Origin of the sequence: Actinomadura sp. NBRC 104425 (assembly GCF_030269545.1) — a bacterium.
Taxonomy (GTDB): Bacteria; Actinomycetota; Actinomycetes; order Streptosporangiales; family Streptosporangiaceae; genus Spirillospora; species Spirillospora keratinilytica.
In genome coordinates, this window is sequence record NZ_BSTN01000027.1 from 50,827 (window position 1) to 73,611 (window position 22,785).

22 protein-coding genes are annotated in these 22,785 nt (G+C 73.9%); 5 read left to right on the plus strand and 17 right to left on the minus strand.

The genetic code is table 11. From position 1 onward, the window contains the following. Positions 1-99: 99 nt before the first annotated feature. From QSK22_RS27935 to QSK22_RS27960, 6 genes are all read right to left on the minus strand, one after another. The gene (locus tag QSK22_RS27935; RefSeq protein ID WP_285497396.1) at positions 100-1,347 is read right to left on the minus strand and encodes a ketosynthase chain-length factor; all 1,248 of its coding nucleotides are present in this window, start codon (positions 1,345-1,347) and stop codon (positions 100-102) included. Continuing rightward, entirely contained in the window at positions 1,344-2,612 is a 1,269-nt protein-coding gene (locus tag QSK22_RS27940; protein ID WP_285497397.1) for a beta-ketoacyl-[acyl-carrier-protein] synthase family protein, read from the minus strand. Before QSK22_RS27940 ends, QSK22_RS27935 begins: the two co-directional genes overlap by 4 nt. Beyond that, positions 2,609-2,935 (minus strand): TcmI family type II polyketide cyclase, encoded by a 327-nt coding sequence (locus tag QSK22_RS27945; protein ID WP_285497398.1) that lies wholly within the window; start codon positions 2,933-2,935, stop codon positions 2,609-2,611. Before QSK22_RS27945 ends, QSK22_RS27940 begins: the two co-directional genes overlap by 4 nt. A 99-nt stretch (positions 2,936-3,034) precedes the next feature. After that, positions 3,035-4,510, minus strand: coding sequence for an FAD-dependent monooxygenase (locus tag QSK22_RS27950; RefSeq protein ID WP_285497399.1), 1,476 nt, complete (start codon positions 4,508-4,510; stop codon positions 3,035-3,037). Between the two features lie 338 nt (positions 4,511-4,848). Continuing rightward, positions 4,849-5,583 (minus strand): EthD domain-containing protein, encoded by a 735-nt coding sequence (locus tag QSK22_RS27955; protein ID WP_285497400.1) that lies wholly within the window; start codon positions 5,581-5,583, stop codon positions 4,849-4,851. Between the two features lie 40 nt (positions 5,584-5,623). After that, positions 5,624-6,226, minus strand: a complete 603-nt coding sequence (locus tag QSK22_RS27960; protein ID WP_285497401.1) for a DsbA family oxidoreductase — start codon at positions 6,224-6,226, stop codon at positions 5,624-5,626. Between the two features lie 516 nt (positions 6,227-6,742). On the opposite strand from QSK22_RS27960, the gene QSK22_RS27965 reads away from it, so the two are divergent. The 3 genes from QSK22_RS27965 to QSK22_RS27975 are packed head-to-tail and all read left to right on the plus strand — an operon-like array spanning position 6,743 to position 9,024. Continuing rightward, positions 6,743-7,510 carry an SDR family oxidoreductase gene (locus tag QSK22_RS27965; protein ID WP_285497402.1) on the plus strand — a complete coding sequence of 256 codons (768 nt, stop codon included), beginning with the start codon at positions 6,743-6,745 and terminating at the stop codon, positions 7,508-7,510. Between the two features lie 31 nt (positions 7,511-7,541). Further along, positions 7,542-8,126, plus strand: a complete 585-nt coding sequence (locus QSK22_RS27970) for an NADPH-dependent FMN reductase (protein WP_285497403.1) — start codon at positions 7,542-7,544, stop codon at positions 8,124-8,126. Positions 8,127-8,163: 37 nt separating this feature from the next. Next, on the plus strand, positions 8,164-9,024 hold the full coding sequence (locus QSK22_RS27975; protein ID WP_285497404.1) for an NAD(P)H-binding protein: 861 nt from the start codon (positions 8,164-8,166) through the stop codon (positions 9,022-9,024). 99 nt (positions 9,025-9,123) lie between these two features. On the opposite strand, the gene QSK22_RS27980 is transcribed toward QSK22_RS27975, so the two are convergent. Then, a complete protein-coding gene (locus tag QSK22_RS27980) occupies positions 9,124-9,525 on the minus strand; it encodes a winged helix-turn-helix transcriptional regulator (protein ID WP_285497405.1) in 402 nt (133 codons plus the stop codon). A gap of 146 nt (positions 9,526-9,671) precedes the next feature. On the opposite strand from QSK22_RS27980, the gene QSK22_RS27985 reads away from it, so the two are divergent. Further along, positions 9,672-10,415: an antibiotic biosynthesis monooxygenase gene (locus tag QSK22_RS27985; protein ID WP_285497406.1), complete on the plus strand. Its 744-nt coding sequence runs from the start codon at positions 9,672-9,674 to the stop codon at positions 10,413-10,415. 30 nt (positions 10,416-10,445) lie between these two features. Continuing rightward, on the plus strand, positions 10,446-11,312 hold the full coding sequence (locus tag QSK22_RS27990; RefSeq protein WP_285497407.1) for an NAD(P)H-binding protein: 867 nt from the start codon (positions 10,446-10,448) through the stop codon (positions 11,310-11,312). Here the strand turns inward: QSK22_RS27990 and QSK22_RS27995 are convergent. The 10 genes from QSK22_RS27995 to QSK22_RS28040 form a co-directional block, all read right to left on the minus strand. Continuing rightward, positions 11,309-12,208, minus strand: a complete 900-nt coding sequence (locus tag QSK22_RS27995) for an alpha/beta hydrolase (RefSeq protein ID WP_285497408.1) — start codon at positions 12,206-12,208, stop codon at positions 11,309-11,311. The genes QSK22_RS27990 and QSK22_RS27995 overlap by 4 nt on opposite strands. Then, complete coding sequence (locus QSK22_RS28000; RefSeq protein ID WP_285497409.1) at positions 12,159-13,772, minus strand: dipeptide ABC transporter ATP-binding protein; 1,614 nt, start codon at positions 13,770-13,772, stop codon at positions 12,159-12,161. The genes QSK22_RS27995 and QSK22_RS28000 overlap by 50 nt, the downstream gene beginning before the upstream one ends. Beyond that, positions 13,769-14,617, minus strand: a complete 849-nt coding sequence (locus tag QSK22_RS28005; protein ID WP_285497410.1) for an ABC transporter permease — start codon at positions 14,615-14,617, stop codon at positions 13,769-13,771. Before QSK22_RS28005 ends, QSK22_RS28000 begins: the two co-directional genes overlap by 4 nt. After that, a complete protein-coding gene (locus QSK22_RS28010; protein WP_285497411.1) occupies positions 14,614-15,594 on the minus strand; it encodes an ABC transporter permease in 981 nt (326 codons plus the stop codon). The genes QSK22_RS28005 and QSK22_RS28010 overlap by 4 nt, the downstream gene beginning before the upstream one ends. Next, positions 15,576-17,192, minus strand: coding sequence for an ABC transporter substrate-binding protein (locus QSK22_RS28015; protein ID WP_285497412.1), 1,617 nt, complete (start codon positions 17,190-17,192; stop codon positions 15,576-15,578). Before QSK22_RS28015 ends, QSK22_RS28010 begins: the two co-directional genes overlap by 19 nt. Continuing rightward, positions 17,189-18,592 carry an FAD-dependent monooxygenase gene (locus QSK22_RS28020; protein ID WP_285497413.1) on the minus strand — a complete coding sequence of 468 codons (1,404 nt, stop codon included), beginning with the start codon at positions 18,590-18,592 and terminating at the stop codon, positions 17,189-17,191. Before QSK22_RS28020 ends, QSK22_RS28015 begins: the two co-directional genes overlap by 4 nt. A gap of 117 nt (positions 18,593-18,709) precedes the next feature. Then, positions 18,710-19,654, minus strand: a complete 945-nt coding sequence (locus tag QSK22_RS28025) for an aromatase/cyclase (RefSeq protein WP_285497414.1) — start codon at positions 19,652-19,654, stop codon at positions 18,710-18,712. A 73-nt stretch (positions 19,655-19,727) separates the two neighbouring features. Further along, positions 19,728-20,513: a 3-oxoacyl-ACP reductase gene (locus QSK22_RS28030; RefSeq protein ID WP_285497415.1), complete on the minus strand. Its 786-nt coding sequence runs from the start codon at positions 20,511-20,513 to the stop codon at positions 19,728-19,730. Between the two features lie 504 nt (positions 20,514-21,017). Continuing rightward, positions 21,018-21,272, minus strand: coding sequence for an acyl carrier protein (locus QSK22_RS28035; protein WP_285497416.1), 255 nt, complete (start codon positions 21,270-21,272; stop codon positions 21,018-21,020). Positions 21,273-21,956: 684 nt separating this feature from the next. Further along, the gene (locus QSK22_RS28040; protein ID WP_285497417.1) at positions 21,957-22,625 is read right to left on the minus strand and encodes a hypothetical protein; all 669 of its coding nucleotides are present in this window, start codon (positions 22,623-22,625) and stop codon (positions 21,957-21,959) included. Positions 22,626-22,785 lie beyond the last annotated feature (160 nt).

Sequence of the window (22,785 nt, forward strand, 5' to 3'; positions counted from 1 at the left end):
GGGCGGCGGGGAGGCGGTCTGCGGAAGGCGTTGTGTCGCGGTGCTGTCGGTCACTGAGATGGTCACCTGGCTCACACCTTTCGAGTACTGGTCGGGTCGTCAGACGGCGGCCGCCGTCCGGGCGGCGGCCGAGGGCGCGCGCACCACCGCGGCCGAGTTGAACCCGCCCTGGCCGCGGGCCAGCACCAGCGCCACCCGCACCTCGGCGGCGCGCGGGCGGCCGGTCACCAGGTCGAGTTCGTACTCGGCGGCGGGCGAGACGTTGGTGGTGGGCGGGATCAGCCCGTCGCGGATGGACAGCAGCGCGGCCGCCACGTCCAGCGACGCGGCCCCGGAGTAGAGCCGGCCCGTCATCGTCTTGGGCGCGGTGACCGGCACCCCGCCCGGGCCGAAGACCGCGTTGATCGCGTCCGCCTCGATCCGGTCGAGCTCGGGGACGGCCGCGGCGTCGGCGAACACCACGTCGACCTCGCCCGGGTCGGCGCCGGCGTCGGCCAGGGCGAGCCGGATGGCGCGCTCCAGCCCGGGCGGGCGTCCGCTGCCCGGCGCCGGGTCGAACGTGGCGCCGTACCCGGCGATCTCCCCGTAGACCTTCGCGGCGCCGCGTTCGCGTGCCGCGTCGGCGTCCTCCAGCACGAGCAGCGCCCCGCCCTCCCCCGCGACGTGCCCGCACGCCTCGGCGTCGAACGGCAGGTAGGCGCGGTCCGGGTCGTCGCGGAGGCTGAGCCGCCCGCCGGCGAGCTGGGCCACCCAGCCCCACGGGCAGATCGACCCGTCGACCCCGCCGGACATGATGAGCCTGCTGCCCTTGCGGATCTGCCGGCGGGCCTGCGCGATCGCGTCCAGGCCGCCCGCCTGGTCGCTGACGACCACGCCGCTCGGGCCGCGCATCCCGTGCCGGATGGAGATCTGTCCGGTGTTGACCGCGTAGAACCAGGCGAACGACTGGAAGGCGCTGACGTACCGGCCGCCCTTGCTCCACAGGTTCCGCAGCTCGCGCTGCCCGAACTCGAACCCGCCCGCGGAGCTGGCCGTGGTCACGCCCATGTCGAACTCGGGCACGTCGCCGGGGCGCACCCCGGCGTCCTCCAGCGCCCAGTCCGCCGCGACCAGTGCGAGCCGGGTCATATGGTCGGTCTGCGGCAGCAGCCGCGCGGGCAGCAGGTCCTCGGCGACGAAGCCGGGCACCTCCCCCGCCAGCCGCGCCGGATACCGCTGCGGGTCGAACCGCCGGACGCGGCCGATGCCGCCGCGTCCGGCGCGCGTCGCGTCCCAGAACGCCTCGGTGCCCAGGCCGTTGGGGGCCGTCACCCCGATGCCGGTCACCACCACGCACGCGCCGGTCACGCCGCCTTCCTCTCCTTCGCGGTCAGCACCATCGCGCTCTGGAAGCCACCGAATCCGCTGCCCACGGTGAGCACCGTGTCGGTCTTCCACTCGCGGGCGGTGATCGGCACGTAGTCCAGGTCGCATTCGGGGTCGGGGGTGTGCAGGTTGGCGGTCGGCGGAACGACGTCGTTCTCGATCGCCAGCACGGACGCGGCGATCTCGATCGAGCCGATCGCGCCCAGCGAGTGCCCGATCATCGACTTGATGGAGCTGACCGGGGTCGCGTAGGCGTGCTCGCCCAGGCTGCGCTTGAACGCGGCGGTCTCGTGCCGGTCGTTCTGCTTGGTGCCCGAGCCGTGCGCGTTGATGTAGTCCACGTCCTCGGGGTTCATCCGCGCCTCGGCCAGCGCCACGCGGATGGCCTCGGCCATCTCCCGGCCGTCGGGCCGCAGCCCGGTCATGTGGAAGGCGTTGCAGCGGGTGGCGAACCCGGCGATCTCGGCGTAGACGTGCGCCCGGCGGGCCTTCGCGTGGTCCAGCTCCTCCAGCACGAACACCGCCGAGCCCTCGCCGAGGACGAAGCCGTTGCGGGTGCCGTCGAAGGGGCGGGAGGCGTGCTCGGCGTCGTCGTTGCGCGGCGTGGTCGCCTTGATCGCGTCGAAGCAGGCCACCGTGATGGGCGAGATCGGCGCGTCGGTCGCGCCGGCGACCATCACATCGGCGGCGCCCTCCCGGATCAGCTCGGTGGCGTAGCCGACCGAGTCGAGTCCGGACGTGCAGCCGGTGGACACCACCGTGGTCGGGCCCTCGGCGCCGACCGCCCAGGCGACCTCGGCGGCGAACGAGCTGGGCACGAAGTAGTCGTACAGGTGCGGCACCGCGTACCGGTGGTCCACCAGGTCGAGGCGGCCGCCGTCGCTGACGACGTTGTACTCGCGGTCCAGGCCCATGGTGGCACCGACCGCGCTGCCGATGGTGACACCGGTGCGGTAGGGGTCGAGCTCGGCCGGTTCCAGGCCGCTGTCGGCCACCGCCTCGCGCGCGGTCACCACGGCGAGCTGCGCGGCCCGGTCCATGCGGCGGATCTCCTGCGGAGTGAGGCCGTGCGCCTGCGGATCGAAGTCGATCTCCGCCGCGACCCGCGAGCGGAACTGGGACGGGTCGAAGAAGGTGATGCCCCGGGTCGCGGTGCGGCCCTCGCTGAGCAGGTTCCAGAAGTCCTTGACACCGATCCCGCCGGGGGCGGTGACACCGATCCCGGTGATCGCTACCCGCCTCGTCATCGTGCCTCCCAGTGGTAGAAGCGCTGCGCCATCGCGTCCTTCGGCGACCGCCAGGTCTGCGGGTCGTAGGCCTGGATGAACGGCTTGAGGTTCTCGCTGATGCCGATGAACAGGGGGTGCGTCCTGGCCTCCTCGATGGCCGCGCCGCCGTGCTCGTCGTCGAAGTCCTGCAGGTGGAAGTACAGGTCATGGAAGGTGAACAGCTGCCGCCGCCGGGTGCCCATCCGGTGCGGCATCTCGGTCTGGTCGAACTCGGCGAACAGCTTGGCGACGTCGTCGCTGGTGCCGGGGCGGATACGCGCGACGATCAACGTGCTGTGCATGGGTGCTCCTTGCCGGTGGCGGAGGAATCGGTGGCGGAGGAATCGGTGGCGGTGGGACCGGTAGCGGGGGGGACGGTGGACGGCGAGTCCGGGCGGCGGTCAGCGGGCGGCGGGGCCGAACCAGCGGGTGAGCGTGTCGGCCAGGTCGCCGGCGCCGGGGGAGGTCCAGGCGACGTAGCCGTCGGGGCGTATCAGGACGGAGTCGGCGGGCGGGTCGAGGTCGGTGCCGGCGGGCTCGGCGGTGACCACGTCCACCCGGTCGGTCCAGCCCGCGGCGGCGCGCCGCAGACCGGCGTCGTCGGACAGGTCGAGCAGCACGCCGCGGCCCGCGTGCAGCAGCGCGGTTGTACTGGTCTTGCCGGACCCGGTGGCCAGCTCCTGGGGCGGCATCCGGCGGCCGAGCAGCGGGTGGTCGCCGGGACCGACGTCGTAGCGGATCTCCAGCCCGCTGACCATGCCGACCAGGTGGCGCGCGACCTCGGGGTACTCGGCCAGCTCGGTGAGCAGCTCGCGCAGCGGGCCGGTGTTCTCGCCGGTGAGGAACAGCAGGCCCTGCGCCTGGGTGTTCATCAGCAGCCGCGCGCCCACCGGGTGCCGTTCGGAGTGGTAGGTGTCCAGCAGCCCGTCGGAGATCCGGCCGCGCACCACCGCGGCCAGTTTCCAGCCGAGGTTGACCGAGTCCTGGATGCCGACGTTCATGCCCTGCCCGCCGGCGGGCAGGTGGATGTGCGCGGCGTCGCCCGCCAGCAGCACCCGGCCGCGCCGGTACTCGGTCACCTGCCGGGCGGCGTCGCCGAACGCGGTGGTCCACACGGCGGTGCCGCCGCTGATGTCCTCGCCGGTGAGGCGCCGCCAGCCCGCGGCGACCTCCGCGAACGGCGGCGGCTCGGTGCGCCTGCGCGGCGGGCGCCCCCGTTCGCACACCACGATGCGGGTCACGCCGTCGCCGAGCGGTCCGGCCAGGACCATGCCGCCGGGGACGGGCTCGCCCGCCCAGCGCGGCCTGATGTCGACGTCCTTGACGTCGGCGATGAACATCTCCACGGTCGCGGCGGTGCCGGGGAAGTCGAACCCGGCGAGTTTGCGCACCGTGCTGCGGCCGCCGTCGCAGCCCACCAGGTAGCAGGCGCGCAGCCGCCGGGGGCCGGCCGGGCTTGCGACCTCGACGTCCACACCGTCGCCGTCGTCGGACAGCCCGACCACCTCGTGGCCGCGGCGCACGTCGCCGCCGAGGTCGTCCACCCACCCGGCGAGCATCGCCTCGGTGCGGCTCTGCGGGATGCTCTTGCCGCCGAAATGCGCGCCCTCCAGCACGCCGAAGTCCAGCGGGATGCCGGCGAAGTGCCCGACGTTGCTGGTCTCGACCTCGCCCAGCCGGGGCAGCAGGCCGCGCTGGTCGAAGGACTCCATGGTGCGGGCGGTGAAGCCCAGGCCGCGGGACTCGCCGGTGGGCTCGGTCAGGCGTTCCAGGACGACGACGTCCACGCCCGCCAGCCGCAGTTCGCCGGCGAGCATGAGCCCCGCGGGCCCTGCGCCGACCACGACGACGGGGACGGTTTCCTTCTGCTCGGTCACCTGCTGTTCCTTCCAGGAGCGGGCGGAGGCCGGCCCGAGGCACGCCGAAGACCGGAAGCGCCCCGGGGGCGTCCGGTGGAAGGGCTCGGGAGGCCGGTTGGGCGGCGGAGCGCGTGCGGCGGCGACGCGGCGCCGAGACAGGGGTAGCGGTAGGCCCGGTTGCGGTAGGCGGAAATCCTTGCGGAATCAGCGGGAGCGCCCGTTTTCGGGCATGGCTCAACCGCGAGGAAAAGTGTGACATCGCCGCCGCGCGGCAGTCAAGGCGGCGGTGAAACGCCCCGGCATGCCGAAGGCCGGGCCCCGAGCCCGGGTCCCGGCCTTCGGCGCAGGTCAGACGGTCACACGACGACCTTGCGCCGGGCGAGCGCGGAGAAGCTGGAGCCCGCCTCCACGTAGTCGGCCTGCCTGGCCCGCAGCCGGTCGTACACCGCGGCGAGCCCGGTGAAGTCGGTCACGACGGTGGTGACGATGGCGTCGTGCAGGTCGGCCGCGTTCGGGTTCAGCGAGCCCTCGCCGCCCTGAACCAGGTTGTGCACCCGCCGCCGGACGACGGCGCGGTAGTCCGCGTCGGCGCCCAGCCACTCGGCCTCCGCGGCGAGCGCGGCGCGGAACGCGGCGACGTCCATGCCGGGGCGGCGGCGCAGGAACTCGATGGCCACCAGGGCGCCGTCGCCGCCGGACGTGCCGTCGCCGGCGTCGTCCAGCACGGTCTCCTCGGCGACCTCGTACACCGTGGCCGGTTCGGAGAAGATCTCGGTGCCCATGTAGATCTCGTCGGGCCGCACCGTGGCGAGGTACTCGGCATCCTGCAGGGTCGCCTCGAACCCCGCCCGGTCGTCGCAGCTGTGCTCGACCACCACGAGCAGGTCGTCGGCGCGCCGGTGGAGCGTGCCCGCGGCCACGCCGTCCGCGGCCGTGAGCACCCGGTTCATCACGTATCCGGTGAACAGGTCGCGGACGGCCGGCACCGACATGGCCAGCGCCGAGTGCTTCTCGATGACGTAGTCCTGGCCGTTCCGGCGGCCGACCCCGGGACGGGGGCCGCGGGTGACGATGATGTCCTTGAAGGTCACGAGGCGTTCCTCTCCGTGCGGAACTGCGGCCGGACCGGTCTCACCCGGTGTGCTGCTGCAGGAAGCGGGACAGGTCCTGGATTTCGGGCGAGACCAGCATGTACTTCTCGTCGATGATGAGGGTGGGCACGCCGACGACGCCGTACCGGGACGCCCGGGCGAGGTCGGCGTTGACCTCGTCGGTGTAGGCGCCCGGCGCCAGCGGGGGCAGCCCCTGCTCGGCGGCGATCTCGTCGAGCGTGCCGGCGTCGCCGATGTTGCGGCCCTCGACGGCGAACGCGCGCATCAGCGCCTCCGCCGTCTCGGTGCCCTTGCCGTGCGCGTGGCCGTGCTTGACCAGCCGGTGCGCGTCGGCGGTGTTGGCCATGATGGCGCGGTCCAGCCGGTAGCCGATGCCGACCTGGGCCGCCAGGTCGGTGACGAGCTTCTGCCGGCGCCTGTCCTCCTCTCCGTGGATGCCGTAGCGGTTGGCGTGCGCCTGGGACAGCGTCCAGGTGACGTCGGACGGGTAGGACGGGTCGAGCTGGAAGGCCCGCCAGACCAGTTCGGGCTTGACGCCGACCTGGTCGAGCGCGATCGACAGCCGGCGCTTTCCGATGTAGCACCAGGGGCAGACCATGTCCGAGAAGACTTCGATTCTCATGGCCCCACTCTAGGAAACGAGCACACTCAATGTAAGAACATACCTTTTAGTTAGTGCCTTTCCTAGGGGTAGGCGCGGTCTTCCCGCGGAGGTCCGGACGGTGCCGCCCGACCGCTGTTGACGGCGCCCGCGCGAGCGTGTCACGCTTTCGAGCGCGGGCGAGGTGTGCCCACGGCACCGCCGATCGCGACACCGCCGATGACGACCCCGGCGGTGGTCCGCCCGCCGTTCCACCGGGCGCCCGCCCGCGTCCCTTCGCACCGTCACGTTCCGGCCCCCGGCACGCGCGCCGAGGCGGCCCGCGACGTGCGCCTTCGCACCGTTCTCACGTCCGCCGTGCCCGGCTTCCGTCAGGCCCCTCGCTCGGGGTCCTGCCGCCGTGCGCGCGGACGCCCGGCCGCACGCGGCGGCGTCTCGACGCCCGCCGCGCCACCCCCTCGCCGGCTTGCGCCGGTCCCGTTCGGCACCCGATGGCACCCGATGGCACTCGATGGCACTCGATGGCAGGAGGCAGACATGGGAGTTCTCGACAACAAGATCGCACTGGTCACCGGGGCGAGCCGCGGCATCGGCAAGGCGATCGCCGAGCGGCTGGCCCGCGACGGCGCGCTGGTCGCCGTGCACTACGCCGGCAATTCCGGGGCCGCCGAGAAGACCGTGGCGGGCATCGTCGAGTCGGGCGGCTCGGCCTTCGCCGTGCAGGCGGAGCTGGGCGTCCCCGGTGACGTGGACACGCTGTTCGACCGGCTGCGCGCCGGGCTGGCCGAGCACACCGACCGGTACGAGCTGGACATCCTGGTCAACAACGCGGGCGAGCAGACCGCCGCCGGGCTGGCCCCGGAGGACATCACGCCCGAGGCGTACGACCGGCTGTTCGCGGTCAACGCCAAGGCGCCGCTGTTCATCACCCAGCGGGCGCTGACGATCGTGCCGGAGGGCGGCCGGATCATCAACATCTCCTCGGGCCTGACCCGGTTCGCCGTGCCCGAGCAGCTGGCGTACGCGACGACCAAGGGCGCGCTGGAGCAGATCACGCTGCACTACGCCCGGCACCTGGCGCCGCGCGGGATCACCATCAACACCGTCGCGCCGGGCATCACCGACAACGGCAGCCCGGTGTTCTCCATCCCCGAGGCGCGCGAGCAGATGGGCCGGTTGTCGGCGTTCAAGCGGGTCGGCACCGCCGAGGAGATCGCGGGCGTGGTGGCCTTCCTCGCCGGTCCCGACGGCGGCTGGACCACCGGCGCGTTCATCGACGCGACCGGCGGCACGCTGCTGGGCTGACCGGCCCGCGGCTGGAACGGAAGTGACGGTCATGGCGCAACGCCCCGTCCACCTCGCCGTCATCACCGGCAGCGTCCGGAACGGGCGGTTCGGCCCGACCGTGGCCCGCTGGTTCCTGGAGCAGGCCGAGGCCTGCCCGGACGTCACCGTCGAGCCGATCGACCTGGCGGACGTCACCCTGCCGGCGCGGCTGCCCGAGTTCGACATGCGGGACCGGCCGCCGGAGGCGGACGCGCTCGCCGAGCGGCTCACCGCCGCGGACGGCTACATCGTCATCACACCCGAGTACAACCACAGCTTCCCGGCCTCCCTGAAGCACTTCATCGACTGGTTCATGGAGGAGTGGCAGGCCAAGCCGGTCGGCTTCGTCTCCTACGGCGGCATGGCCGGCGGCCTGCGCGCGGTGGAGGCGCTCCGCCTGGTCTTCGCCGAGCTGCACGCGGTGACCGTCCGCGAGACGGTCAGCTTCCACAACCACCGCGAGCGGTTCGGCGCCGACGGGCGGCCGGTGGAGCCGGAGGGCTGCGAGCAGGCCGCCAAGATCCTGCTCGACCAGCTCGTCTGGTGGGCGCTGGCGCTGCGGGAGGCCAAGCAACGGCGCCCCTACCGCCGCTGACCGACCGCCCGAGCAACCGACGCGGAAGAGGACTGAGATGTCGACCATCACCACGGTCCTGGTGACCGGCGCCACCGGTTCGGTCGGGCGGCACGTCGTCGACCGCCTGCTGGCGCGCGGCGTCACCGTCCGGGCGCTCACCCGCGCCCCGGCCCGGGCGCGGCTGCCGGAGGCGGTCGAGGTGTTCGCCGGCGACCTGACCCGGCCCGACACGGTGCGCCCGGCCGTCGAGGGCGCCGACGGGCTCTATTTGTTTCCGGTGCCCGAGACCGTCGAGGAGATCGTGCGGATCGCCGAGAAGGCCGGGGTGCGCCGGGTGGCGGTGCTCTCCTCGCTGACCGCCGGCGACGAGGTGCAGGCCAACGCCACCAAGGACCACCACCGCGCGGTGGAGCGCGCCGTGGAGGCCGGGGGCTTCGAGTGGACGCACGTGCGGCCCGGCGAGTTCGCGGGCAACGTGCTGTGGCGGTGGGGGCCGGCGATCCGCGCCGAGGGCGTGGCCCGGGCCCCCTACGGCGAGTCGCGGCGGGTGCCGGTCCACGAGGACGACATCGCCGCGGTCGCGGTCGCCGCGCTGCTGGAGGACGGGCACGCGGGGAAGGCGTACGAGATCACCGGCCCGCAGGTGCTCACGCAGCTCGACCAGCTGCGGATCATCTCCGAGGTGACCGGCCGCGAGCTGGGGTTCGTCGAGCTCACGCACGAGCAGGCGCGCGAGCTGATGAGCCCGCACGTGCCCGCCGACCTGCTGGAGGGCGTGCTCGGCTACATGCGCGAGTCGGTCGGCGCCGACCTGAAGGTGCACGCGGACACGGTCGAACGCGTCACCGGGCGGCCCGCCCGCACGTTCGCCGAATGGGTCGCCGACCACGCCGACGCGTTCCGCCCGGCGAGCTGACCACGCCGCGGCGGTGCGGCCGCCGCGCGCATCCGGCACCGGCCCCCGGTCCGGCTCCGGGCCGGACCGGGGGGTCGCCGCCTGCGCTTCGGCGGACGTTCAGGCGGACTCGCCCGCGGCGCGGTCGTAGCGCTGCTGGGCGGCGACGATGTCGTCGGTGCGGCAGGTGATCCAGTCGATCAGCGTGCGCAGCAGCGAGGCCAGTTCGCGGCCGAGCGGGGTCAGCGCGTAGGAGACGCGCGGCGGCGTGCTGGACTCCACGGTCCGGTCGATCAGGCCGTCGCGGATGAGCAGCCGCAGGTTCTGCGACAGCATCTTCTCGCTGATGCCGCCGATGTTGTCGCGGAGCTGGTGGAAGCGCATCGGGCCCTGGTGCAGCGAGGTGACGATCAGCGTCCCCCACCGGTTCGCCACGTGGTTGAGCACCACGCGGCTGGGACAGTCGTCGACGAACGGGCCCTGCCGGCCGCGAGGCGCCACACGTTCCAACTCGGCCTCCATCTCACCCACCTCAATTCTTTCTTATGGGTTTGGAGCTTACCGGCAGGTAGGCGCCTTGTCTCTCGTACCTGCACGCCCTATTTTGTCCAGTCGAAGAAAAATTTCGTGATAGGTCGGACTCGTTGCGAATTCATTTTGGAGGCGACATGCGGCTCGCCGCACCCCGTCCGTTCGATGTCATGCTCGCCGCGACCGGTGTCACCGTGGTGAGCCACTGGGCCGTCCCCGACCCCGACCGCCAGCGCGAGGTGGCCGACGCGCTGTTCGCCGCCTGGGAGGCCGGACCGCTGCCGGACGGGCTGCTGTCGGCCGACACCTTCACCAGCACCACTGAAAAACCCCAGGGCGAGGAGAAGCTGAACACCGAGGACAGCGCGGTCGTCGCGGTGACGCAGTGGCGGTCCGCCGAGGACTACGAGCGCTTGGCGGCCACCGCGCCGCAACCGCCCGACTTCCCGGGCGTGCGGCGCCCCGAGCCCGTCGTGCACCGGCTCTACCGGGGAACATTCCGCCGCGACCTGCCCACCTCGGTGCCGACCCAGGAGCCCGCCGGCGGCGCCGACGCCGAGCCCGGCTGCATCTTCATCGCCGAGTTCGAGATGGCCGACACCGAGTCGGCCCAGCTGTGGTCGGATGCGGTGTACGACGCACTGGAGGAGGCGGTCGTCCGCAAGGGGGTGCTGCCCGGCTGGATCTCCAGCCACCACTTCCTCAGCCTGGAGGGGCGGCGGGTGTTCCAGTACGCCCAGTGGGCGTCGCCCGCCGCGCACGAGGAGTTCCTGGAGAGCGACCTGCGGCAGGACGTGCTGCGCCGGGCCGGGGGCCTGTCGAAGGTCAAGAGCGCGCTGGGCCAGCGGTACGTGCACCACGCCGGGCTGCGGCAGGGCTGACGGGCGCCGAGAGCGGAAGGACCACACCTGATGACCACATTGGTGACCGGGGCCACGGGCAAGGTCGGCCGGCACGTCGTCGCGGAGCTGCGTGCCGCGGGCGAGGACGTGCGGGCGATCAGCCGCAGCCCCGAGGCCCCGGGCCTGCCGGACGACCTGCGGGTGTACCGGGCCGACCTGGCGCACCCCGGGTCGCTGCTCGAGGCCCTCGCCGGGGTCGAGCGCCTCTACCTGTATCCGTACGCCCCGACCGCGGACGAGGTGGTCAAGCTGGCCCGCGAGTCGGGTGTGCGCAGGGTCGTCGTGCTGTCGTCGCGTGCGGTGTCCCTCGGCACCGACACCGACCGGCACCTGCCGGTCGAGCAGGCGGTCGAGGCGTCCGGGCTGGAGTACGCGTTCATCCGGCCCAACGACTTCGCCGCCAACAAGACCGACCTGTGGGGCCCGATGATCCGCGAGGACCGGACGGTGCGGTTCCCCGACCCCGACGAGATCAGCAACCCGGTGCACGAGCGGGACATCGCCGCCGTGGCCGCCGCCGCGCTGCTGGCCGACGGCGCGCCCCCGGCGGTGCACGAGGTGACCGGGCCGGAGATCCTCACCCAGCGGCGGCAGGCGGAGCTGATCGGCGAGGCCATCGGCGTCCCGGTCCGGTTCGAGCCGACCCCGCCGGAGGAGACGCTGCGCCTCCTGACCGCGCAGGGCGGCTGGGTCGCGCAGATGGCCCCGTTCCTGCTCGGCCTGGCGCCGTACTCGGAGGGCGAGCCGATCCCCGGTTTCAGCCCCGAAGAGCTGAGGGAGATCTGGAAGCCGCGGTCCACGGTGCTGGACGTCACGGGCCGCCCGCCGCGCTCCTTCCTGGAGTGGGCCCGCGAGCACCGGGCCGACTTCCTCTAAGAGCCCGTCCCGTCGGCCTGGTCCGCGTCTTGCGTCTCCCGCGACGCGCCCAGGCACGCGTCGAAGAACGCCAGCACGCGGGCGTGGTAGGTGCGGGCGACCCGGCTGAGGCTGATGTTGTGGCCGGTGCCCGCCAGGCGTTCGACCCGCACCACCGGCGAGGACAGGCGCGCGGTCATGTCCCGCAACGTGTCCTCGTCGTGCCGCCACCAGCGCTCGTGCTCGGCGAAGGTGAACCGCACCGGCACCCGGATGCGGCCCGCCAGCGCGTCGAACCGGCAGGGCCAGCTCGGCACATCCGCCGCCTCGCGCGACGGGAGCGGCCCGGCCAGGTCCCGCGCGAACTGGAAGGTGCCCGGCGGGTACAGGCCGAGCGGCCCCCAGTGCAGCCGGTGCGCGCCGAACCCTCCGGCGTCCCGGGTCCGCTCCGGGTCGGCCGCCCACCGGTGGCCGACCCCCGACACGTCCACCGCGCGCACGCGGTCGTCCTCGGCCGCGACCAGCAGCGCGACCTTCCCGCCGAGCGAGTGGCCGAGCAGGACGAAGCCCGCGCCGGTGCCGTGCCGGCCGGCCAGGCCGGTCAGCGCGGCGCGCACCAGCCGAACCTGCTCGGCCAGGCCGGTGCCATCGGGCAGCGCGCCGGCGGACAGGCCGTACCCGGGACGGTCCAGCGCGACCGCCAGGTACCCGTGTGCGGCGGCGTGCTCCAGCAGCGACTGGCCCGGCTCGACCTCGCCGTGGAAGTACCGGGCGCGCATCCCGCCGCCGTGCAGCGCGACGAGGACCGCGCGCGGCGGTCGCCGCGGCGGCGCGGCGAGCAGCCCGGACAGCCGCACCGCCCCGGCGTCAACCGTGATCGGCCGAACGGACGCGGCCGCCGTCGTGGTGGGTGCCATGGTCTCCTCCCTGCTGCTCCGGCAGGCGCGGTATCGCGGCGAGCAGCCGCCTGGTGTAGTCCGTGCGGGGCGCGGTGAACACCTGCTCCACGTCGCCGACCTCGACGATCCGCCCGTCCTTCAGCACCGCCACCCGGTCGCTGACCTGCCGGACGACACCGAGGTGGTGGGAGATGAACAGGTAGGACAGGCCCAGCTCGGCGCGCAGCCGGGCCAGCAGGTCCAGCACCTGCGCCTGCACCGACACGTCCAGCGCGGACACCGGCTCGTCGCACACGATGACCTTCGGGCGGGTGGCCAGCGCCCGCGCGATCGCCACCCGCTGCCGCTGCCCGCCCGACAGCCGCGCCGGACGGCGGTCCAGCAGCCCGGCGTCCAGGCCGACCTGCTCCAGCAGCTCCACGGCGCGGTCGCGGCGGGCCGGACGCGGCAGCCCGCTCACCGCGATCGCCTCCTCCAGGATGCGGCGGACGTCGAACCGCGGATCGAAGGAGCCGAGCGGGTCCTGGTAGACGACCTGGACGCGGCGGCGGACGGCGCGGCGCTCCCGCGCGGACATGTCCCGCCACGGCCGCCCCTCGATCAGCACCTCGCCCTCGTCGGGGCGCAGCAACCCGAGCACCAGGCGGCCCAGGGTGGTCTTGCCGGAACCCGACTCGCCCACCACCCCGAGCGTCTCGCCCTCGCGCAGCTCGAAGGAGACGTCGTCGGCCGCCCGGCGCGCCCCGTACGCCTTCACCAGGCCGCGCGCCCACACGACCGGCGCGCCGATCCGCACGGCGGGACGCGCGGGCCGCGGGTCGGCCGCCTCGCGCAGCATGGCGGTGTAGGGGTGCTCCGGCCGGGTCAGCACCCGCTCGGCGGGCCCCTCCTCGACGATCCGGCCGTCCTTCATCACCAGGACGCGGTCGGCGATCCGCGCCACCACCCCGAGGTCGTGGCTGATGAGCAGCAGCGCCATCCCGTCCCGCTTGCGGGCGGCCAGCAGGTCCAGGATCTGCGCCTGGACGGTGACGTCGAGCGCGGTGGTGGGCTCGTCGGCGATGAGCAGGGCGGGCCGGCACGCGATCGCCGAGGCGATGAGGGCCCGCTGGCGCAGCCCCCCGGACAGCTCGTGCGGACGCTGCCGGGCCCGCAGCTCCGGTTCGGGCACGCCGACGTCGCGCAGCAGCTCGACCACCCGCGCGCCGACCTCGGTGCGGGGCACGGTCCGGTGCAGCCGCAGCGCCTCGGCGATCTCGCGGCCGACCGGGCGCAGCGGGTCCAGCGACACCAGCGCGTCCTGCAGCACGAAGCCGATCCGCGCGCCGCGCACCGCGCGCCACTGCCGGTCGCCGAACGCCCGCGCGTCCCGGCCGTCGACGCGCAGCGCGGCCGCGCGCACGGCGGCGCCCTCACCCGCCAGGCCGATGAGCGAGCGGGCGGTGACGCTCTTGCCGGACCCGGACTCCCCCACGATCGCCACGCACTCGCCGGGGTGGACGGCGAACGACACCTCCCGCACGGCCCGTGTCGCGTCGAACGCGACCGACAGCCCGGCGACCTCCACCAGGGGACCGCTCATACGTCCCTCCCTTCGCCCCGCCGCCGCAGCGCGCGCCCGACGACCGTGATCGACAGCACCGTCAAAGTGATCGCCAGCCCGGGGAAGACCGCCACCCACCAGGCGACCGCCGTGTAGTCGCGCCCGGCGGCCAGCATCGCGCCCCACTCGGGCGCGGGCGGCTGCGGACCGAACCCGAGGAACCCCAGCGACGCCACCGCGACCAGCGCGGTGCCGACCTCGATGGTGGCCAGCACCAGCAGCGGCGCCAGCACGTTCGGCAGCACGTGCCGCACGACGACGACCGCGCGCGGCAGGCCCAGCGCGGTCGCGGCCTCGACGTAGCCGGAGCCGCGCACGACCATCGCCCGCACCCGCACCAGCCGCGCGTACACCGGGACGGCGGCCACCCCGACCGCGCAGACCGAGTTGAGCGTTCCGGGCCCGGCCACCACCAGCACCACCAGCGCCAGCAGCAGGCTGGGCAGCGACAGCACCACGTCGACCAGCCGCATGACCAGCTCGTCCAGCCAGCGCCCGCCGAGCGCCGCGACCAGTCCCAGCACCGTGCCGCCCGCCACCGCCAGCGCGGTCGCGCCCAGCCCCACCAGCAGCGACGGCCGCGCTCCGTGCACGATGCGGGTGAACACGTCGCGGCCGTTGGCATCGGTGCCGAACACGTGGTCGGCGCCGGGCGGCGTCAGCGCCGCCGCCGGGTCCCCGTCGACGGCCGAACCGTCGGTGAACAGCCCCGGCGCGAGCGCCGCCAGCACGACCAGCCCGAGGAACAGCGCCGCCGCCCACAGGCCGGGCCGCGCCGGCGCGCGCCGCGCCCGGACCGCCCCGGCGGTGACCGCGGCGGTCACCGGGCACCCCGCAGCCGCGGGTCGACCACGAGATACAGCAGGTCGAGCACGATGTTGACCGCGACGTACAGCGCCGCGGTGACCAGCACCGCCCCCATCACCACGGGCAGGTCCTTTCCTTCGACGGCGGTGAGCACCAGGCGGCCCAGCCCCGGCCGCGCGAAGATCTCCTCCACCACGACCAGCGCACCGACCAGCGCACCGAACATCCATCCGGCCAGGGTCAGCGCCGGCAGCAGGGCGTGCCGCAGCGCGTGCCGCAGCCGCACCGCAAGGTCCGACAGCCCGCGCGCCCGCGCGGTCAGCACGAACGGCTCGTCCAGCGCCAGTTCCAGGCTGTCGCGCAGCAGCTGGGTCAGCAGCGCCGTCAGCGGCACGGCCACCGCGACCGCGGGCAGCACCAGCGCCGTGACGCCGTCCGCGCCCGCCGCCGGGAACCAGCCGCGCTGGAACGACAGCACCGTCAGCAGCACGATCGCGGTCCAGAACGTCGGGATCGACACCCCGACCAGCTCGATGCCCGACGACAGCCCGCGGACCAGGCGCCCGCGCCCGGCGGTGAGCAGCGCCAGCGTCAGCGAGGCGGCGACGGCCAGCGCCATCGCGGCCCCGGCCAGCTGGAGCGACGGGCCCAGCTGCGAGCCGAGCGCCTCGGCGACCGGCTGGTGCAGCTGGTAGGACTCGCCGAGGTCGCCGCGCGCCATCCGGCCGACGAGCCGCCCGTACTGGACCGGCAGCGGCTCGTCCAGGCCGTATTCGGTGACCAGCTCGGCACGCGCCTGCGGGGTGATCGTGTTGGGGCCGACGAGCGCCTGCTCGACCGACCCGGGGGTGAGGTGCAGCGCGGCGAACGCGACCGTCACCGCGCCCCACAGCACCAGCAGCGAGGTGCCCAACCTGACCAGCACCGCCCGCGGCACCCGGAACCGGGGGCTCGTCCAGTGTCTCCACAGCGTCTTCACCGGTCGCTCACCCACGCCTCGTAGAAGGTCGGATACGCCAGCGGGGACCAGCCGATGCCGTGCACCGTCTTCGACACGCCCAGCACGTAGGCGGGCACGTACACCGGGAAGGCCGCGGACTCGTCCATCACCCTGCGCTGCACCCGGGCGTACAGGTCGGCGCGTTCGGCCTGGTCGTCGGTGGCCAGGGCGGCGGCGAGCCATCCGTCCACCCGCCGGTCGGAGTAGCGCGCGCCGTTCTGGCCGAACCTGTCGGGCGTTGAGATGAACGAGGTGGCGAAGAGGTTGCGCAGCATGTCGCCGTCGATGCGGCGGCCGACGTAGTCGACCAGGTCGTAGTCGCCCGCGGCGTACCGGGGGAAGTACTCGGCCTGCGACACGTTGCCGATTCGCAGGTCGATGCCGAGCCTGCGGGCCTCCGCCTGCACCAGCTCGGCGAGTTCGGCGCGCTGCTCGCGGGCGACGCTGCGCTGGAACGGCCACCGGACGACCAGCCGCCGCCCGTTCCTGGTGCGGTAGCCCTGCCGGTCGCGGCCGGTCCACCCGGCCTCGTCCAGGAGCCGCCCGGCGGCCGCCCGGTCCAGCCGCCACCGCTCCCTGGTGGCCGGGTCGTAGCTCGGAGTGCTGGTGCTGAGCGGACTGAACGCCGGGTCGAACAGCCCGAAGTACAGCCGCCGCACGATGGTCGGGTAGTCGATGCCGATGCGGAACGCCTCGCGGACCCGCCGGTCGGCGAACACGCCCCGCGTGACGTTCGGCAGGTACATGTACACGCCGCCTGGCGCGGGACGCGTCTCCACCCGCAGCCGCGGGTTCGCGCGCACGCGGCGCACGGTGACCGGCGGGACGCTCGCGATCGCGTCGGCCTGGCCGCTGGTGAGCGCGCCGAGCCGCACCGAGTCCTCGGTGAGGATCGTGAACTTCAGCCTGGCCAGCCGGGCGGGGCCGGTGTGCCGGGCGGTGGCCGGCCCCCAGCGGTAGTCGGGGTTGCGCCGGTACACGATCTCCTGGTGCGGGACGTACCGCTCGATGACGAACGGCCCCGACCCGACGACATGGCGGGCCAGCACGTCGGGGCCGCGCCGCAGCGACGCGGGCGACTGCATCCCGAAGAACGCCTCCGACAGCGCGGCGAGGAACGGCGCGTGCGGCTTGGCGAAGTGCACCTTGACGGTCCGCGCGTCCACCACCGTGCTGCCGGTGTACGGCTCCATGTAGTGGGCGGCGAGCCGCGACTGCGTCTTCGGGTCGGCGATGTGGTCGAGGTTGGCCTTCACCGCCGCCGCGTCGAAGCGGGTGCCGTCGCTGAACTTCACATCCTCGCGCAGCGTGAAGGTGTAGGTGCGCCGGTCGGGGGAGATCGACCAGGCGGTGGCGAGCCACGGTTCGATGCGCCCGTCCGGGCCGAGCGAGACCAGGGAGTCCAGGACGGGCCGGGTGAACAGCGCCGCCGAGTCCTGCGGGCTGGCATGCGGGTCGAGCACGAGCGGCTCGTCGTCGACGGCGAACACGAGCGTGTCGGCCGCCGCCTGCCGGGCACCGCACCCGGCCGCCGACAGCGTCAGCGCCAGCGCGGCCAGTACGGCCGGTACGAGGAGGCCGCGCCGGCTCACCGGGCGCCGCCGAACCAGCGGCGGACCGCCGCGTCCAGGCCGGCACCGGAGCCGGCGACCCAGGCGACGTGGCCGTCCGGACGCACCAGCACGGCCTCGGAGCGGCCGATGGCGCGCACCACGTCCACGCGGTCGTGCGGTCCGGTGCCGTCCGGCGGTTCGGGATGCATGAGCAGGCCGCGCGCGGCCCGCAGCGCTCGGCCTCCCGCCCCCAGCTCGTCGGGCGGGACGCGCACGCCCAGCAGCGGATGGTCGCCGGGGCCCGCCGCGTACCGCACGTCCAGGCCGCTGATCGCCGCGGCCAGCCGGTCCCGCACCCGGGGGTAGGCGATCAGCTCGGCGAGCACCGCACGCAGCGGCTCGACCTCGGGCCCACCGAGCAGGATCCGCGCCTGCGCGCGGATATTGGCGAGGACCCGGCGGCCGACCGCGTGCCGTTCCTCGTGGTAGGTGTCCAGCAGCGGGTCGGGCGCGCGGCCGGCGGCCACGGCGGCCAGCTTCCAGCCGAGGTTCACCGCGTCCTGCAGCCCCAGGTTGAGCGCCTGCCCGCCGGCCGGAAGCTGCCGGTGCGCGGCGTCGCCTGCCAGCAGCACCCGGCCGCGCCGGTACTCGCTCGCCTGGCGGGCGGCGTCGCCGAACGCGTTCACCCAGATCGGCCTGCCGTGCCCGATGTCCTCGCCGGTGACCCGCTCCCACACCTTGACGACCTCGGCGAAGTCGGGGGCGGCGGCGCGGTCTGCGGCGGGGCGGCCGAACTCGTGCACCATCACCCGGGTCACGCCGTCGCGCCGCCGCGCCGCGATCGCCAGGCCGTCCGGCAGCCGCTCGAAGCGCCGGTCCCGGATCTCGATCCCGGCCACGTCGGCCCGCAGCAGCTCCCGGCGGGCGTCCTCGCCGGGGAACGCGAAGCCGCCCAGCCGCCGCACGGTGCTCTCCTCGCCGTCGCAGCCGACGACGAACCCGGCGCGCAGCCGGACGGGGCCGTCCGGCCCGTCGGCCGCCACCTCGACGTGGTCGGCGGTCTGGGCCAGCGCCCGCACCTGGTACCCGCGCCGCACGTCCGCGCCCAGCTCGGCGGCCCATCCGCCGAGCAGTTCCTCGGTGCGGGTCTGCGGGACCTTCCACTGCCCCGGGTAGGGCGTGCGCAGCCCGGAGAAGTCGAGCGGGATGCCGCCGAAGTGGCCCCGCAGGTCGTTCGGCGGCGTCCCGTCGAGCCGCTCCAGCAGCCCGCGCTGGGCGAAGATCTCCATCGTGCGGGCGTGCAGGGTGGAGGCGCGCGACTCGGCGGTGAGCGCGGGCAGCCGCTCCAGCACCACCGCCTCCGCCCCGCCGAGCCGCAGCTCGCCGGCGAGCATGAGCCCGACCGGGCCCGCGCCCACGATGATGACCTGGGTGTCCATCGTCCTCCTCTTGCGTCGGATGCCGCCCCGGCGGGGCCGCGGGCGGCGGGGCGGGTGAACGGGGCGGGTGAACGGGGTGGGTGAACGGAGCGGGATCGACGGGCGGGGCCGACGGGGTCAGCGGCGGCTCTCGGCGTACTCCTTGGCGTGGCCGAGGGTCGCAGAGCTGTTGCCGCTGAGCGCGGTCCGCACGAACGTGCGGGCCCGGTCCAGGTCGGCGTCCTCGCCGAGCACCTTGGTGATGTTGTCGGTGTTGATGATCACCGTGTGCTGGGACGTCGCGGTGACACCGCCGTCGTGCTCGGTCAGCAGCCAGTAGCCGGTGTGCAGGTTCATCAGCGCGGGCAGCACCAGCTGCTTGTAGACGATCTTGTGGTGTGGGAAGCACACCCGCACCGACTCGGTGGTGTGGGTGGAGCCGTCCTTGGTGCGGGTGTCCATCCGCAGCACCTGCAGGCCCGGCGTCTCCTCGGTCAGGCGGACCTCGGCGACGTGCGGCAGCCGCTCCTTCCACAGGTTCGCCTCGTTGAGGAAGTCGTACACGTCCTTGGCGGACCCGTTGATCTCGACGGTGTCCTCGAACGACAGCAGGACGTCCTGCGCTCCGGTGACCAGCTCGGCGTTGGCCTTCAGGGCGGCCAGCTCGGCGGTGCTGTTGCGGTCGACGGCCCGGTCGATCCAGGCCAGCTTCTCGGGATCGTCGTCCACCGCCCGGTAGTCGTGCAGCAGCCGGACCCGGGACGTGTCCGCCGTCAGGGGCTCGATGATCCAGGTGCCGCCCATGGCCGCCACCGGCGGGCTGGACACCTCCTGGCGGAACTCGATGCGCAGCCGCTCGCGGTCGAGCCGCCGCCGCGACGTCCAGTTCTTGATCTCGCCGTTGGCGGTGGCCCAGATGCGGATGCGCTCCAAGGTGTCGCCCTTGTCGACGTGGTCGACGTACACGGTCGGCGGGAACAGCCGGGGCCAGTTCTCCACCTGGGCGATCAGGTCGTACACCTGGGCCGCGGGGGCGGCCACGGTGATCTCGTGCTCCACCTCGCGGACGCCGTCGGTCGCCATCTGGTTCTCCTTCGGGGTTGGCGGGCCGTGTTCTGGGCGTGGTCGGGACAGGGGGGCGGTCCGGGCGGCGGGCTCAGAAGTTGCCCAGGCCGCCGCAGACGTTGAGCGCCTGGGAGGTGATCGACGCCGCGGTGTCGGAGACCAGGTAGCCGACCAGGCCGGCGACCTCCTCCGGGGTGGAGTAGCGGCCCAGCGGAATCTTGGCCTGGAACTTCTCCAGGACGGCCTCCTCGCTGGTGTCCCAGGCCGCCGCGTAGCCCTCCCGGACCCGCTGGGCCATCGGGGTCTCGACGTAGCCGGGGCAGACCGCGTTGACCGTGATCCCGGTCGGCGCCAGCTCGTTGCCGAGCGCCTTGGTGAAGCCGACGACGCCGTGCTTGGAGGCGGAGTAGGGGGCGCCCAGCACCACGCCCTGCTTGCCCGCCGTCGAGGCGATGTTGATGATGCGGCCGCGCGACTTGCGGCGCATCCCGCCGGCGTTCAGCACCTCGCGCGTCATGAGGAAGACGCTGTTGAGGTTGGTGTTGATGACGTCGAACCACAGTTCGTCGGCGATGTCGGCGGTGACCCCGCCGCCGCTGCGGCCCGCGTTGTTGACCAGCACGTCGATCGTGCCGTAGCGGTCCACGGCGGCCTGGACGAACGCGCGGATCTGCGCGGCGTCGCGGACGTCGCACGCGGTTCCGTCCACCTCCAGCCCTTCGCCGCGCAGCTGCTTGACCGTGTCCCGCACGCTGTCAGCGGACCGCGCGCAGAGGTACACGCGGTGTCCCCGCTCGGCCAGCAGCCGGGTCACCGCCAGCCCGATTCCGCTGGTGCCGCCGGTGACGATCGCGACGAGGTCTGCTTGGTTCGGCATGCTCTCTCCCTGGTGGTGTCGGTGCCCTGCTCAGTGCCTGCGCGCCGGTCCCGGCACCGGCGCCTCGAATGCCGGTCCCCCCGGATGCCCGCGTCTCGACCGCCGGCACCCTGGATACCGGTGTTCCGAGCGCCTCCACCCCGGCTGCCAGTGCCCCGGGCGCCAGTACCCAGGCCCGGGGTGCCCGTGCCCCGGACGCCGGCGGTCCGGGCGCCTGCGCCCCAGGTGCCAATGCCCGGCCCGGAGTACCAGCGCCCCGAGCGCCGACGACCCAGGCGCCAATACTGCGGACGCCGGCGCACCAGGCGCCTGCACCCCAAGCGCCAATACCCGGCCCGGAGTACCAGCGCCCCGAGCGCCGACGACCCAGGCGCCAATACTGCGGACGCCGGCGCACCAGGCGCCTGCACCCCAAGCGCCAATGCCCGGCCCGGAGTACCGGTGCTCCGGGTGCCGGTGGCCTGGGGATTCGGTGCGGATGGATGCGCGTGGTCGCCGCGGGGGTCAGGCGGCGCCGGCCGCCGCGAGATGCCGGTTCACCACGTCCAGCAGCGCGGTCGGCGTCTCGGCCTCGGTGAGCGTGTCGTCCTCCAGCCGGACGCCGTACTCGCGCTCGATGCGGCTGCCGGTCTCCAGCAGTGCCAGCGAGTCGTAGCCGAGGTCGGCGAAGGGCTGGTCGGCGGCGTCGGGCCCCAGTTCGATGCCCGCCGCCTCGCGCAGAATGCGCCCGAGGTCGTCAATGGTGATCGCAGTCGCCATCGTGGGTTCCCTTTCGTGCGAGACGGGACGGTGCCCGGACATGACGACGGCCGGACCGTTTGCGGACACGGTCCGGCCGATGGCGGGAAAAGTCGGTCGTGAGATCGAGAAAGCGCTGGCACTCACCCGCGGAAAGCGGAGCGGTAACGGCGGGAGGGGCGGCGGAAAAATGCGCCGCCGACGATCGTGCCGGGAGGTTTTGGACAGCCCTCGCCCGGCAGCAAGAGCGTGACATCCGCCCCGCTCGACTGTCAACCCCCGCCGCCTGAACTGCTCTGACCTGCACGTTCACCGTTTCGGTGCGGGGAGGCGACGGCTCGGGGGGCGCCGCCCGCAACACGAAGGGGGCGCCGCCCGGCCGCGCGTGGCGGTCGGGCGACGCCCCCTTCTCCTGCGTTTTCGCACCCGTGATCCGAGGGGGATCGGTGCGCTCACCGGGCACGCCGGTCAGCGCACCGAGCGGGTCTCAGATTTCGGCGGATCGAACGCGGGACGAGGCCGGCGACCGGCGGGGAGAGGCCATTATCGCGGCCAGCTCGTCAAGGTCGTACAGCGCACGGCCGGGGGTTCCGTAGCGGGTCAGCTTCCCCCGGCTCGCCCATTTGCGGATGGTCGCTTCGGAGACTCCCGCGGCAAGTGCGGCGAGCTCGGTGGGAACCGCGCGGCGCGGTTGCGACCTGGCAATCATCGGCTCTCCTTGACGCGTCGCGAAACCTGATCCTGGTTCATCCGGGCGAACAGCTCCAGCCGCCGGCTCGGTGGCCACGTATGGCCCCGGTCGCATCGGACATCGGTGGGCCGCACCTCCTTTCCGCTCCCGCTCATCGCGTACATCTCGCCGTCGCAGCCGGTGTGCACGCACGTGCCGAGGACGCGGCGGACCGCCTTCGGGCCGTGCAGCGCCCGGCGCGCCTGGTCGGCCACGGCCACGATCTCGGCGGCGAACTCGGCGCCGCCGTCGTGGGCCAGCAGCCAGTCCAGATGCCGCACCAGGTACCGGCACAGGTCGCCGACCTCTCGCCGGGCCGGCCGCGCCACCCGCCGCTGCTCGGCGACCAGTCCCGCCCAGCCGGCCAGCACGGCGAGCATGTCGGAGCGGGCCGCCATCACGGCCTCGTCGGGCGCCGGTCCCGTCCGCCGGCCGCCGGTGACCCGCTCGGTCAGCATCCACGAGGACGGTACGAGCGCCTGCTCGCACTCGGCGTACAGCACGGGCAGCCGCCTCAGGTCCGCCTCGACGCGTCGGCGGCACCGCACGCACAACCGCGGGGCGACCGGGGGCGCCTGCCCCCGCGAACGCGGCCCGGCCGTCCGCTCGCACCCCCGCGCGGCGCACACCATTCTTCCCGCCATTCGACCGTTCCCTTTCGGATGGACGTGGACACGACCTGCTGGAATGGGCCTGGCCCACGATTTTCCGGGCACTGCTCACCGGCCTGGCGGACGGCGCCGTCCGCCGGGCACGCCGCATCGCAGTGCTATGCGCTGGTTGTCATCGGGACGCGGGCACGAC